General features: G+C 45.6%; 12 protein-coding genes. 10 read left to right on the top strand and 2 right to left on the bottom strand.

The genetic code is table 11. The features are described from left to right. The first annotated feature begins 27 nt into the window (after positions 1 to 27). Positions 28 to 768, top strand: coding sequence for a family 16 glycoside hydrolase (locus CLV31_RS13050; RefSeq protein WP_111393341.1), 741 nt, complete (start codon positions 28 to 30; stop codon positions 766 to 768). Positions 769 to 787: 19 nt separating this feature from the next. After that, entirely contained in the window at positions 788 to 1,471 is a 684-nt protein-coding gene (locus CLV31_RS13045) for a hypothetical protein (protein ID WP_111393340.1), read from the top strand. 147 nt (positions 1,472 to 1,618) lie between these two features. Here CLV31_RS13045 and CLV31_RS13040 read toward each other — a convergent pair whose 3' ends face one another. Continuing rightward, positions 1,619 to 2,530, bottom strand: a complete 912-nt coding sequence (locus CLV31_RS13040; RefSeq protein ID WP_111393455.1) for a helix-turn-helix domain-containing protein — start codon at positions 2,528 to 2,530, stop codon at positions 1,619 to 1,621. Positions 2,531 to 2,695: 165 nt separating this feature from the next. Here CLV31_RS13040 and CLV31_RS13035 point away from each other — a divergent pair, with 165 nt between their 5' ends. From CLV31_RS13035 to CLV31_RS13020, 4 genes are all read left to right on the top strand, one after another. After that, positions 2,696 to 3,145: a nuclear transport factor 2 family protein gene (locus CLV31_RS13035; protein ID WP_111393339.1), complete on the top strand. Its 450-nt coding sequence runs from the start codon at positions 2,696 to 2,698 to the stop codon at positions 3,143 to 3,145. Positions 3,146 to 3,169: 24 nt separating this feature from the next. Then, positions 3,170 to 3,616 (top strand): nuclear transport factor 2 family protein, encoded by a 447-nt coding sequence (locus CLV31_RS13030; protein WP_111393338.1) that lies wholly within the window; start codon positions 3,170 to 3,172, stop codon positions 3,614 to 3,616. Between the two features lie 153 nt (positions 3,617 to 3,769). Next, complete coding sequence (locus CLV31_RS13025; protein WP_111393337.1) at positions 3,770 to 4,384, top strand: flavodoxin family protein; 615 nt, start codon at positions 3,770 to 3,772, stop codon at positions 4,382 to 4,384. Between the two features lie 116 nt (positions 4,385 to 4,500). Then, on the top strand, positions 4,501 to 6,741 hold the full coding sequence (locus CLV31_RS13020; RefSeq protein WP_111393336.1) for a xanthine dehydrogenase family protein molybdopterin-binding subunit: 2,241 nt from the start codon (positions 4,501 to 4,503) through the stop codon (positions 6,739 to 6,741). A gap of 354 nt (positions 6,742 to 7,095) precedes the next feature. Here CLV31_RS13020 and CLV31_RS13015 read toward each other — a convergent pair whose 3' ends face one another. Continuing rightward, entirely contained in the window at positions 7,096 to 8,001 is a 906-nt protein-coding gene (locus CLV31_RS13015; protein ID WP_111393335.1) for a helix-turn-helix domain-containing protein, read from the bottom strand. Between the two features lie 164 nt (positions 8,002 to 8,165). Here CLV31_RS13015 and CLV31_RS13010 point away from each other — a divergent pair, with 164 nt between their 5' ends. The 4 genes from CLV31_RS13010 (at position 8,166) to CLV31_RS12995 (ending at position 13,195) form a co-directional block, all read left to right on the top strand. Beyond that, positions 8,166 to 8,588 carry a nuclear transport factor 2 family protein gene (locus CLV31_RS13010; protein ID WP_111393334.1) on the top strand — a complete coding sequence of 141 codons (423 nt, stop codon included), beginning with the start codon at positions 8,166 to 8,168 and terminating at the stop codon, positions 8,586 to 8,588. 279 nt (positions 8,589 to 8,867) lie between these two features. Then, positions 8,868 to 9,326 carry a (2Fe-2S)-binding protein gene (locus tag CLV31_RS13005; RefSeq protein WP_111393333.1) on the top strand — a complete coding sequence of 153 codons (459 nt, stop codon included), beginning with the start codon at positions 8,868 to 8,870 and terminating at the stop codon, positions 9,324 to 9,326. Between the two features lie 12 nt (positions 9,327 to 9,338). After that, the gene (locus CLV31_RS13000; protein WP_111393332.1) at positions 9,339 to 11,603 is read left to right on the top strand and encodes a xanthine dehydrogenase family protein molybdopterin-binding subunit; all 2,265 of its coding nucleotides are present in this window, start codon (positions 9,339 to 9,341) and stop codon (positions 11,601 to 11,603) included. Between the two features lie 551 nt (positions 11,604 to 12,154). Beyond that, positions 12,155 to 13,195, top strand: coding sequence for a hypothetical protein (locus CLV31_RS12995; RefSeq protein WP_146250896.1), 1,041 nt, complete (start codon positions 12,155 to 12,157; stop codon positions 13,193 to 13,195). Positions 13,196 to 13,219: the final 24 nt, after the last annotated feature.

The following is a 13,219-nucleotide window of genomic DNA, read 5'->3' as shown; positions in this document are numbered from 1 at the left end:
TGGGTGGAATTCCTTTATCCTTTAAAAATGAAAAAACACTTCATTATCCTGGCTTTGACGCTGGCCTCCTTAAGCGCAAATGCCCAAACCCTCAAACTCAAAAACCAAGAGTTTGAACTTCACAATGTCACCGGAGAGATCGTCACCTTTCAAGGTAAAAAAGCCCTAAAGATTGAGCGCGATCTAACTGCCATCCCCTTTGATTCCACTCGGGTAGAAGCTACTGTAGATGAGCCACATTATGCCCGCTTGCTCGGTTTGGAAGATTTCGAAAACGGAACCATCGAGGTCAAAATGTACAGCCAACTGAAAGTCCCTGCCCCCTATTCGGGCATTGCGGGATTTATCGGGCTGTTTTTCCGAGTTCAAGAAGATGATTCAGCCTTTGAGAGCATTTATGTCCGTCCCAAAGTAGGCCGATCAGATAATCAGTTGTTTAGGAATCATACCGTTCAATATTTCTCCTATCCGGATTACAAGTTTGACACACTTCGAAAAATCGCCCCCTTCCGATACGAAGGTTCAGCTCCGGTGGCATTAAATGAATGGTTTACCATGCGGATTGAGGTGAATGGAGAAACGGCAGAGCTGTTTATCAATGACGAAAAGTATTCCTCATTTGTAGTAGACAAGATGTTGGGAAAAACCAAAAAGGGATTTGTGGGCCTATATGTCGATATTGGAACAATCGGATACTTCCGCAACCTGAAAGTGACCAAACGTGCTTATCTTGAAAAGAAAGCAGAAGACAAAGTGTCGGATATTTAAATCTTAATTTAACCAAGACATGATTAATCGTATTCTAATATCCCTATTGGTTTTAGTTAATCCCCTTTGTCTCCTTCAGGCACAAACTATACGATTTGAAGGGAAAGAGTTTGAAATCTCCAAGGTAAAAGCTTCCGTGGTGCAGTTGAATGGCGAGGAAGTGCTCCGTCTGGAACGGGATTTGGAAAATTTCCCTTTTGAAAAAGGAGTAGACGAACCCACTTTCGTCAAGCTGAGGGATTTCGATTTGGAAAATGGAACAGTGGAAGTCAAAGTGCTCAGCCGCTTATTGCCTGATGCGGCTGCCTTTGCCCGTGGGTTTATTGGTTTGGCTTTCCGGATTAATCCCGACAATTCTGGCTACGAATCCATTTATATACGGCCGACAAACGGGCGGGCTGACGACCAAATTAGGAGAAATCATTCCGTGCAATACTATTCCTATCCGAATTACAAGTTTGACCGATTGCGAAAGGAATTCCCTGAACTGTATGAAACCTATGCCTATATGGGATTGGATGAGTGGATCACCATTCGAATTGAGTTCAAGGACAAATCGGCCAAACTCTTCCTTAACGATCGAGAGCAACCATCCCTCCTAGTCAAAGAGATGCTTGGATCCACCACTTCCGGTTCGGTCGGACTCTGGTTGGATATCGGAACGGAGGGATTTTTCAAGGAGTTGAAGGTCATGCAATACTAAATATTCGATAGGAGTTAATTTTAATCTTCTTTTGAAAGTAATTTTTGTTTTCTACCGAATAAAATTTCTATTTTTTTGAAATAGGAAGGTATGTTGGATCGGGAAATGACCTAGCCACAACAAAAGTTTATTTTTATTGTGGTCCATTCATTTCACCGACTCCCGATACTCTTTGGGTGACTTGCCTACCTGCTGCTTGAAGAGACGGGTGAAATGCTGTGGATACTTGAAGCCCAAACCGTACGCAATCTCGCTAAGGGAAATTGAGGGATCATAAATCCGCTCCTTGGCCGTTTCAATCAACTTCAACTGGATAAATTCCTGAGCACTTTTCCCGGTTTCTTTTTTCACCAAATCCCCAAAATAATTGGGAGACAGGTTCAACTCGTTGGCAAAATATCCGACAGTGGGAATTCCAAAGTCTTTTGCTTTTCCGGATTTGAGGTAGGCTTTAAGGGAGGCTTCAAACCGCTCAATAGTCCCCACATTAACTACATCTCGAGTGATAAATTGACGGTCATAAAAACGAGTACAATAATTCAAAAACAGTTCAATATTGGACAAAATTACTGTTTTGCTATGCTTGTCAATGCGATCTGAAAGTTCATCCTCGATTTTTGCGAAGCAATCCATCACGATCTGACGCTCTTTGGGAGACAAATGCAAAGCCTCGGCTAACTCGTAAGAGAAAAACGAATACTGGTCAAAAATTTTCCCAAGGTGAGTGCCCAAGAGCAAATCCCGATGGAACAACAAAGCATAACCAGAAGGTTTTTGTGTTGGGTCGATATCTGACACCGTAATGACTTGCCCGGGACCTACAAAAACGAGTGTTCCCTCCTGAAAGTCATAATTCTGACGCCCATACTTGATGGTACAATTCACGCCCTGCTTAAGAAATATCCCATAAAAATGATAGCGAACCGCCTTCACATCAACGTTTTGCTGAGGCCATTCTCCCTTTGACAAATCCAAAACAGCTACCAATGGATGCTGATTGGATAGTTTCAATGGCTTACAATAATCATTAACGGTGAGTAGATCGATTACTTGGTTCATGGCTGTCATTTGGATCAAAAATAAAAGAATGGGTTAGGATTAGAATCCGGTTTTGCCGAAAACGGTAAAAATGGTAAGTGATCCTGTAATCTGGGTAAGTTGATTGTATTGAATGAAATATACCTTTGAATTGTCTCTTCAAAACCACAACTATTTACTGAAACTATGAAAAAGCACCTCTTCGTACTTACCCTTTTACTAGTAAGCGTAAGCTTTTCGTTTGCTCAATCCTCCACCGAGCAGGAAATCAAACAGCTGTCGATGAACAAGTGGCAGTGGATGGCTGACAAGGACATCGCCAAACTCACTCCTCTATTTCACCCACAGGCAAAATTTGTCCACATGAGCGGCACTTGGACAACAGCTCGGGAACTCGAGATCATCGAAACAGGCAGCATTTGGTACAAGAAAGCCGACGTGAAAGACACTGCGATCGAGATCGTCGGAAACACCGCCATCGTTTGGAATCGGATCACCCTTACCGCAGAAGTCCGTGGCAGTGATGTGGTGACTGAATTTACTGTGACTGAAGTGTACCAAAAAGAAGGTTCAGCGTGGAAAATGCTAGCCTTGACCTTCAGCAGCGTGCGTGATACGCATGAGATTCAGAAGTAAGCAATCAACCGAAATTCAAAGATTATGAAAACGACTATTCTAGGAATTTTATTCCTGTTTCTCAGTTCCTCATTGGCTTTTTCTCAAGATGAATCAACCAAACAGGAAATCATCGAACTCGCCAAAACCAAATGGCAATGGATGGCGGATAAAGAAGCCGACAAGCTTGCTGAGCTCTTTGACGATAAATCAGTGTTCGTCCACATGGGCGGTGCCTGGGGCAAAGAACGGGAAGTGAATATTATCCGAAGTGGCGGTATTTGGTACAAAAAGGCCGACATCCATGAAGTATCGGTAGAAATCATTGACAATACTGCCATCCTTCTCAATCGAATCACTTTGGTGGCAGAAGTCGGCGGAAATGAAGTAGTCAACCCGTTCATGGTCACCGAAGTCTATGTTAAAAAGGACGGGGTTTGGAAAATGGGTTCGCTTTCCTTCACTAAACTGAACACTCCAGGAGGGCAGTAAGGCAGGTTTAAATCCTGTCAAGCTCCTCAGGATTTGCAATCCCGAGGACTTATCCATGGGATTGCAAAACCCAATAAAAAGGAATGTAAATCCCTGTGATAGTTAGTTCGAGATTACAAATCTCGAACAGCTAAAACCGAAAACAAAAAACCAATGAAGCTCCTTCTCCTAAGTATTTTACTGTTTACCTCCCTGCTTGGTTCCTGCCAAACCAAGCCTGAGGCAATTTTGGAAAATACTCAGGTGGCCTCCGATAAAATACTTATCGTCTATCTCTCCCGCACCAAAAACACCAAAGCTGTTGCGGAGATGATCCAAGAGCAGGTCGGAGGAACATTGATCGAGGTGGAATTGGTGACACCCTATCCCGAAGACTACCGAGCCATTGTTGCTCAAGTGGCAAGGGAAAATGAATCCGGATTTCTTCCCCCTTTGAAAACCAAAATCTCAAATCTGGATCAATACGAGGTGATTTATCTCGGTTTTCCGACTTGGGGCATGCAATTGCCACCTCCGATGAAAAGCTTTCTTACTGACAATAACCTCAGCGGAAAGACAGTGATTCCTTTCAATACCAACGCAGGGTATGGGGTAGGCAGCAGTTTTAAAACCGTAAAAAAGCTTTGTCCGAAAAGTAGAGTCTTGGAAGGATTTTCGACCAAAGGCGGAGTGGAACGGGATGGGATTCTATTCGTCATGGAAGGTGAAAAGAGAATCGAGGTCAAAACCCAAATCAATCAATGGCTTCAGCGAATCGGAATTATTTGATAAGTGTAAGGATTCATCCTTTGCTCGTTCTTACTTTAGTTAATCTTTTCAGTTCATGGAAAACCCTTTGCAAGGGATCTGGAATTGACGTAATTGAACGCTAAAGCATTGAAATAATGGCCATAACCTCAGACAAACTTAACCGCCGCTCCTTTCTCAAAGTCTCCGCTTTGGCGGGAGGAGGAATGATCCTGAGCTTCAATTGGCTGGCAGGATGCAAACCCAATTTGGAGGAAGTGTTGGGCATGCCCAAAGAGTGGTTCAGACTCAATGGCTTTATCAAAATCGGAGAAAACGGGCTGATCACCATCATGTCTCCCAATCCAGAGGGAGGACAAAACATCAAGACTTCCATGCCCTTGATTGTGGCTGAGGAGCTGGATGCCGACTGGACCAAAGTCGTGGTGGAACAAGCCCCTTTGGATACGGACAATTTCACCCGTCAGTTTATCGGTGGAAGTCAGGCCATTCGCATGGGTTGGAAAGCCCTTCGAACAGCAGGTGCCACAGCCCGACATTTATTGATCCAAGCTGCCGCGCAAACCTGGAAGGTGGATGCTTCGGAAATCACCACCGAACCTGGATTTTTAGTACACAAAGCCAGCGGCAAAAAAGCCCATTTTGGAGAAATGGCTTCCTTGGCAGCTACCATGCCCGTTCCGGAGGAGGTTCCCTTGAAAGAAATTTCCCAATTCAGGCTGATCGGCAAATCCCATAAAAATGTAGAAGCCAAAAATATCGTGACTGGAAAACCGCTTTTCGGAATCGACTACAAAAAAGAAGGAATGCTGATCGCCATGATTGTGCATCCCCCTGCGCATGGGTTGCGGCTCAAGTCATTTGACGATTCTGCCGCCCGGTCCATGCCTGGAATCCGGGACATTTTTCAGATTAAATCCCATCAGGACGCCTACGAGCGTACTTTTTTTGACACGACAAGTTTCACGGATTTAGTGGCAATTGTGGGCAATTCTACCTGGGAGGTAATGAATGCCAAAAAGGCCATGAAAGTAGAATGGGAGGAGTTTGCTACCTATGAAGAAAAGCGGGATTGGAATGGGAGAAAGGAACTCCGAACTATCCCTGCTGGCCTAGAAAACCATGAGCAACAACTTCAAAAAATAGCTGAATCAGCCAAAAATGGCCGAACAGTCCGCAAAGACGGCAATCCGGAGGCTGCTTTTGCCTCGGCTGCCAAAATCATCGAGCGCACCTACAACGGCCCCTTTTTAGCGCACAACTGCATGGAGCCGATGAATTTCTTTGCCCATGTGCAGGGAGATCGGATTGATTGTGCCGGCCCGCTTCAAAAGCCCGAACTCACTGAACAGGCAATTTCCAGCCGATTGGGAATACCAATCGAAAATATCAACATCGAAATGACCCGATTGGGTGGCGGATACGGTCGCCGATCCTATGCCCATTGGCTGATCGAGGCGGCAGTGATTTCCCAAAAAGTCAATGCACCCATCAAGCTGATCTATACCCGGGAGGACGACATGACGGGAGGAATCTACCGTCCCATGTACCAAGCTACCTACCGTGCAGCTTTGGACCAAGACAACAACCTGACCGGATTCCATGTGAATGCCGGAGGCTTGGTGGAGCCTCCCATTTATCCCAATCGTTTCCCCGCTGGTGCGGTCGATAACTATTGGGCCGAGGAATGGGCCGTTCCTTCCAATATCACCGTGGGTTCTTTCCGGGCCCCCCGGTCCAATTTCATCGCAGCTGCCGAACAGTCCTTTTTGGATGAAGTGGCTGAGGCTGCTGGAAAAGATCCGCTTGAATTTCGATTGGAGCTTTTGCAAAAAGCCAAAGCAAATCCTGTGGGAGAAAACAACGACTACGATCCAGATCGATTTATCGGAGTGTTGGAATTGCTCAAGACCAAATCAAATTGGGGACAAAGCCAACCTGGAATCTCCCGGGGAGTATCGGCCTATTTCTGCCACAACAGCTACGCAGCACAGGTATTGGATCTGAAAATTGAAAACGGGCAAGTTCAAGTAGAAAAAGTAGTTCAGGCCGTCGATTGCGGCTTAGTCATCAATCCTGATGCGGCAAAAAACCTTTGCGAGGGTTGCGTGGTGGACGGGATTGGGACAGCGATGTATGGAGAGTTGAAGTTTGCCAACGGCGCTCCAGATCGATCCAACTTTGATCAGTACCGGATGATCCGGATGAAGGAAGCTCCAAAAGCGATCGAGACCCATTTTGTGGAAAGTCAGGTTGACCCAACTGGTCTGGGCGAGCCCGGATATCCTCCAGTATTCGCGGCCTTGGCCAATGCACTTTATCAGGCAACTGGCAAGCGGTTTTATGATCAGCCCTTTGCGAAGCAATTGGAGGGGTAATTACAATAACTGGTGGTCTGTGAGTACACAGACCACAACAAAAAAATTATCTGTGCTTCTGTGACGGATTTTAACCTAAACAATGCCTCGGTTAGTGTCTTCACTAACCGGAACAATGCAAGTGAGTGGAGACACTCACTTGGGCAAAGAAACTTCAAAATATTCATGGTCAGAACCGTTGTTTTGACCAAGTAACCCCGCTTTCAGCTGATTACCAACCTATTGTCACGGACTGTCAGTATATAATTTGGCTACTGACAGAATTCCGTATATTCATATTGTTTTATATAAAAAACAATCCTTAAATCCGGGAATTAATTTAGCCAACCTAAGGATAATTTTTTCGACATCCATTCAATTCACTCTCTCCCGAAATTCCCCAGGAGTCATACCTATTTGCTGCTTGAAAAAGCGGGTAAAATGCTGGGGATATTTGAAGCCCAATTCATAGGCGACTTGACTGGCGGTTTTGTTGGGATCTAGAATCCGCTCTTTGGCGATTTCTATGATCTTCCACTGGATGTATTCCTGGGCGGTTTTCCCTGTTTCCTTTTTCACCAAATCCCCAAAATAATTCGAAGAAAGATGGAGCTGCTCGGCAAAATAGGCCACGGAAGGAAGCCCAACCGACTGAGGTTTGTCGGATTGAAAGTAATCATTTAAAAAGTCGACAAACCTTTCCATCAATCCCTGATGCACCGAATCTCGGGTGATAAACTGGCGATCATAAAACCGAGAGCAATAGTTAAGCAAAAGCTCTATTGTAGAAACGATTATGGTCCTAGAATGCTTGTCAATTCCCCGCTTGAGTTCCTGTTCAATCTTCAGAAAGCAATCCAGCACCAGTTCGCGCTCCTGCTGTGACAGATGCAGTGCCTCCCGAATGGAATAGGAAAAGAACGTATACTCCTGAATCCGCTTGGCAAGCGGAGTTCCAAATAACAAATCAGGATGGAACATCAGCCCCCAGCCTTTGGGTTGAAAGGTTTCTACCAATTCTGGATTTCCCAATCCAACCACTTGGCCCAAGCCAATCGCCAAAAGCGTCCCTTCCTGATAATCGTAGGAATTCCGACCATACTGGACTTCAGATTCTTTGGAAACCTTCATAAAGACACCATACAAACCCATCATCATCTTTATTCGCCGCATAGGTTGCTGCTTCGAAAAGTCAATGACCGTCACCAATGGATGAAGGGTTTCTTTGCCTACCAAATCATTGGCTTGGCTAATTTGATTGATTTGAACTATGGTCTCCATGAATTCTGAAATGCTGATGAATCAAAATTACGGGAGTTCCCGGGGAATCATAGCCATAGAATCCCCAATCGGTAATCTTGGTTCTACTTACAGTAATCGGGATACAAAATATTGGAAATCAACCTCCCAATTTTGCATCATCAGTTTAACACAAATCTAAAACCATGAAAAATCTTATCTTCCTTTTCGCATTCCTTTCGACCACAGTTGGCTTTGCACAGACAGCCACTGAAGCAGCAATCAAAACCCTTTCAAACGACCGAAATAAGGCGCTCATGGAAAGCGACTTCGCCACTTTGGAAGCCATTTACGATGAAAACTCTGTTGCCATTCACTCAAACGGAATAATCAAAAGTGCTACTGAGCACCTGTCCGATGTTCGGATGGGATTCCCCGTTTACCGAAAAATCGAAGTAAAAACCCAAACCGTTTATGACTATGAAACCACCGCCATACTTGTTGGAACTGGGGATTTCCAGATCACCATGAACGGACAGCAAATGGACTATAAAATGGTATTCACTGAAGTATACCAAAAGAAAGGTAGCGGATGGAAGTTGATCGCCCGACACGCGAGTGCGATGTGAGTCTTTAGTCACGAAAAATCCCGGAGCCTGTTACCTCTCCGGGATTTTTATTTTGGATTCAATTCTGACCATAAATTGAATTCATCGACTTATGTATTGATAAGGAAGGTAAGTCCTTTACCCTAATTAGTAACCAAAACGAATAAAGCATTCGACTACGATTCAAATTTTTTTTTAGTTCCTCCATTGGATCCACTTGATTTATACAAGCTTCTGTTTGATTTCCGTAAGGTGCCCCCCATCGGAAATCCCTAACTTTAAATTCTAATTTCAACAACTATGGCCACTTTCAATCTTACCATCAACGGAACCTCCAAGCAAGTCGACGTGGACCCTAGCACCCCTGTGCTTTGGGTTTTGCGTGACCACTTGGATTTGGTAGGCACCAAGTTTGGTTGCGGCATCGCCCAATGCGGGGCCTGCACCATTCACCTCGATGGCAATGCAGTTCGCTCCTGTCAGCTCCCCGTTTCAGCAGCGGAAGGTGCTTCGATTACCACGATAGAAGGCCTCTCTGAAAATGGGGATCATCCTGTTCAAAAAGCCTGGATGGAGCATGACGTGCCTCAATGCGGGTATTGCCAGGCTGGTCAGATCATGACTGCTGCGGCTTTGCTTCAGCAAAATCCAAATCCAAGCGAAGAGGACATCGAAAACGCCATGAACGGCAACATTTGCCGCTGTGGCACTTACCTTAGAATCAAAGCTGCTGTAAAAACCGCCGCCCAAAACCTTTAATCCAAAACATCGATGGCAACTTTAGATAAAAAATTGGACCGCAGGTCATTTTTGAAAGTATCAGCCCTGGCAGGTGGAGGAATGGTGCTCAGCTTTAGCTGGCTGGCGGGATGCAAGCCTACTCCGGAGCAGGCTTTGGAAATGCCGAAGGAGTGGTTTGAACTCAACAGCTATATCAAAATCGGGGAAAACGGAGCCGTCACACTTTTCTCCCCTAATCCGGAATTTGGCTCCAATGTAAAAACCTCCATGCCGATGATCCTCGCCGACGAACTTGATGTCGACTGGAAAATGGTGATGGTGGAGCAGGCGGACTTCTGGCCCCAGCGTTTCGAGCGACAGTTTACAGGAGGAAGCCAAGGCATCCGTCAGGGCTGGATACCGCTTCGTACCGCTGGTGCTACGGCGAGACAAATGTTAGTGAATGCCGCTGCCCAAACCTGGAAAGTCCCCGCCTCAGAAATCACTTCCACAGCAGGTGTTTTGGAACACAAAGCCTCTAGCAAAAAAGCCGGTTACGGAGAAATGGCATCCTTGGCAGCTACGTTGGAGGTGCCCGAAGATGTTACGCTTAAGGAACCGAAAGACTTCAAAATCATCGGAACCTCCAAGAAGAATGTGGACATCGAGAAGATCGTCTCTGGCAAACCCCTTTTCAGCATTGATCACAAAGTAGAAGGGATGAAGTACGCGGCCATCGTACATCCTCCTGCCTTTGGCATGAAGCTGAAGTCTTTTGACAAAAGTTCGGTGAGCGGCATGCCCGGTATTTTGGACGTCTTTTCCATCAATCTGTTCAAAGACGATTACGGAAGAAACTTCTTTGACACCACCACTTTTCCGGAAATCGTAGCCATTGTAGGCAACTCCACTTGGGAGGTGATGCAAGCCAAGAAAAATCTCGCAGTAGAATGGGAAAATGCTCCTGAATCCAATTTTGAGGTAGCCGGTTTTGGAGGTCGACCCAACACCAAAATGACGGTTCCTGCGGGTTTGGAAAACACCAACCTCCACAAAGAGCGCATGGCCGAATACATTCAAAAGTCGGGGAATGTGGTCAGACGAGACGGTGATCCGGAGGGAATGTTTAAGAAAGCCGCCAAGATCATTGAAAAAACTTACGCTGCACCTTTTTTGGCTCACAACACCATGGAGCCGATGAACTGCTTTGCAGACGTCAAAGGGGATCGGGCGGTCATCTATGGACCTACTCAAGCGCCGGAGTTCATTATGAACACCCTATCCAGTAGCCTGGGTATCCCCAAAGAAAATATCCAAATCAATCTTTCCCGAATGGGTGGTGGGTTTGGCCGAAGAGCCTACAGTCACCACCTAACCGAGGCCGCATTGATCTCTCAAAAAATCCAGGCGCCTGTGAAAATGGTCTATACCCGGGAAGACGACATGTCCTCTGGGGTGTACCGTCCTACGTATTCTGCAACCTATCGGGCAGCCTTGGATGAAAACAATAACCTGCTTGCCCTGCATGTGAAGGCCGGTGGGATTCCGGAAACACCCCTTCATGCCAACCGATTCCCAGCCGGGGCGATTGACCATTACCTTGCGGAATCTTGGCAGATCGAATCCAATATCACCATTGGAGCATTCCGTGCACCACGTTCCAATTTTATCGCTGCTGCCGAACAGAGCTTTTTAGACGAATTGGCCGAAGTGATGGGCAAAGACCCGATTGATTTCAGACTGGAATTGCTCAAGCGTGCAGAAACCAACCCGGTAGGGGAAAACAATGACTACGATGCCAAGCGCTACGCCGGGGTATTGGAGCTAGTACGCGACAAATCCAACTGGAATACTCCTGCACCCGAAGTTCATCGGGGCGTATCGGCTTATTTTTGTCACAATTCCTATGTCGCAGAAGTGGTAGATACCAAGATAGTAGATTCAAAACCGGTAGTTGAAAAGGTCTATGCAGCTGTTGATTGCGGCATAGTGATCAATCCGGATGCAGCCATCAATATGGGTGAAGGTGCAATAATTGATGGCATCGGCAATGCTTTCTTTGGTGAATTGACCTTTGAAAATGGAGTGCCCTCGAAGACCAACTTTGACAAGTACCGCATGATCCGCCAAAAGGAAACCCCAAAGTCGATTGAGGTTCACTTTGTAGACAGCAAAGAAGATCCAACCGGATTGGGAGAACCTTTCTTCCCTCCTGTATTTGCCGCCTTGGCCAATTCCCTTTACAAAGCCACAGGCAAGCGCTATTATGAGCAGCCTTTTGCTCCTCAACTGGAGATGCAGAATCTGAAGATGTGATTTTCATTCAAAATCAAATCGCCTGAGTTTTTGACTCAGGCGATTTTTTTCTGAAGGTCTCCAAAAAAAACTACAGGATTAGCTTAGACCTGTCAGGTGTTTTACACTTTCATTGCAGTGGGTGAACAACTAAATTCATATACGTTTTGCTTGTCTTTCACCCCGAGAGGGACTGGAATTTTTATGAAATCAGCCTCCAATTTCTTCTCCAAGCTACGCTAGTCAAATTTTTTGCCGGATCATCCACTTGGAATTCCGGGAAAGAGAAGTTGGTGTAATTCCACTTTTTCCTCACCAAATACCAACTCTCACCTTCCTAAAAGCTTCCCATCCAGGCATTTTTGACTACCTTTGAGACTCATTGAATTCCTCTCCCTCAGTCTCCAACACTTCCAGATTTTTTGGTCCGACTTGGTTTGGTCCGGAAGTTATCTCCAAAGACTGATCGATTTGCCTGTTCAAGCCCCGATTAAAAACGAGCCAAGGCCAATTTCCTTGGATTAATTCCAATACAAAAAAAAGAGCAAATGATTGAAAGTACGACAAGTGACATGACTCTAGAACAAACTCTCCCCTTCACAGCAGGATTAAAAGTCCTGATTACCTCAGACGAAATCCAAGACGAGTTGGTATCCAAGCTAGCTGATCTTGAGGTGGAGGTTCTGTGGCAAAAAATACCTGAATCATTAAAAAATCTAGAGGAAACCTTCACTTTCCGTCACGTCAAGCCGGCCTTTGATTTTGCCGAAGAGCAGGGCTTGGACCTAGTCATTGCAATAGATTCCAATACCAACAAATTTTCGGTTGGAATCAGAAAATCTTCGGATGGCGGATTTATGTTGCTGAATGTCCACCATACTTCGCTGATCTTGGCTAAGCTGATCTTGGAAAACCAGGTAGCATTGAGCTGTAAAAAATCCATTTTCATCACCGATCTGTTGGACAAGCTTTTCGCTAAGTATCAGGCACCGATGACCACCCTTGCCCATCTATCCGGTCCACTTGCCGTGCAGGAATCCTTTCTGAAAGCAGAAAAAGGTGAAACCTTATTCATCACCGAAAATCAGGAAATCCAGCTCAAAGGCCAAAACGACAGCCTGAGCTATCTCCTTTCCCAACTGCTGATTGCTGCAAAAAAGGCAAAGTCCGAAAATCAAACCCTCTTCGATTTGTTGATCGGGATCTATCAGGAGTTTGGCTTCCAGCGGGAAAAAAATCTGGCCGTATCGATCGAAGAACCATCCCAGAAGGCATTTTTCAAGAAAATAATCGCTCGCCTGAAAAAGAAACCGCCCTTGACGCTCGGGATGAATGAAATCGTGAGCATCGAAGACCTGAGCAACGGAACACTGAAAAATCTACTCAGCGGAAGAATCGTCCCTTCCAAATCTCCTATAGCTCCGGCGCTTCAGATCCAGTTAAGCAGTGCGACGCGTATCCTGATTTTCCCGCAGGGTGACCGGATCAACTTCTTTTTCACCAGTCAGGGCCGACAGATCAACAAGGATAATTTCAGCACCATCAGTCAGCAGCTGGATCAACAGGTGGTCAAACTGATCGCGGAAATCAACCGGTTGGGATTGGAGAATTAATCCCCGTACCATAGATCCAGGAAA

Origin of the sequence: Algoriphagus aquaeductus, assembly GCF_003253485.1 — a bacterium.
Lineage (GTDB): Bacteria > Bacteroidota > Bacteroidia > Cytophagales > Cyclobacteriaceae > Algoriphagus > Algoriphagus aquaeductus.
This window is presented reverse-complemented; position numbering and strand designations above follow the sequence as displayed.